Here is a 1,030-nt window from a genome sequence, read left to right on the forward strand (position 1 = left end):
CAGCGGCGGGCGCGCACCAGACGATCGAACTCCCGCGCGTCACGAGCGGGCTCGCGCAGCTTGCCGGTGTTGAAATCCTCAGCGAGCTGCTGCACGGTCTCCTGCGCGCAGGACTTGTTGGTCCCGATGAAGCCGGTCGGGCCGCGCTTGATCCAGCCGGTCACATACGTGCCGGTGACGACCTCGCCCGCCGCGGCGGTGAGCACCCGGCCCTGCTCGTTCGGGATGACGCCACGCGCGTCGTCGAATGGCAGATCCTTGGTCGGTACCCCGCGGTAGCCGACCGAGGTGAGCACGACGCCCGCCTCGAGCAGATCGGTGTCACCGGTCGGCACCGCGCTGGTGCGGCCCTCGGCGTCGGTGACCAGCTCGTTGCGCTCGACCCGCACACCCGTCACCGTGTCGGTGCCGAGGATCTCCACCGGCGAGGACAGGTAGCGGAACACGATGCGCCTGCGCTCGCCGAACGGGCGGTTCGCGACGCTGTGCAGCAGGCGCAGCTTCTGCTCGATCTTGTACGGCAGCTCGGGCGTGACCTCGGGCAGCTCACCCTCGATCGCGATGTCGATGTCGGCGGCCAGCAGGCCGACGAACTCGGGCACCGTGAACGCCGACTCGGCGGGGCCACGACGACCCAGGATCACGACCTCTTCGATCTTGCTCTCCCGCAACGCCTTCAGCGCGTGCGGCGCGATGTCGGTGTCGGCCAGCGTGGCCGGATCGACGGTCAGGATGCGGGCCACATCGAGGGCGACATTGCCGTTGCCGACGATCACGACGCGCTTCTGGTTCAGATCGAACTGGTCGTCGACGTGCTCGGGATGGCCGTTGTACCAGGCGACGAAGTCGGTGGCCGACACATTGCCGGACAGACCCTCACCCGGGATGCCCAGCTTGCGATCCGAGGACGCGCCCACGGCGTAGATCACGCCGTGGAAGTGCTCGAGCAGATCGGCGTGGCTGACGTGCTTGCCGATCTCCACGTCGAGGTAGGTACCGAAGTCCTCCTGCTTCGACATCACGTCGAACC

The 1,030-nt window shown here is 68.0% G+C and carries 1 pseudogene; it reads right to left on the bottom strand.

The annotated features are described in order from the left end of the window. A pseudogene (locus tag ACFWPJ_RS33730) lies at positions 1–1,019 on the bottom strand (4Fe-4S ferredoxin); the annotation flags it as partial. Positions 1,020–1,030 lie beyond the last annotated feature (11 nt).

Origin of the sequence: Nocardia sp. NPDC058497 (assembly GCF_042720195.1) — a bacterium.
Taxonomy (GTDB): domain Bacteria; phylum Actinomycetota; class Actinomycetes; order Mycobacteriales; family Mycobacteriaceae; genus Nocardia.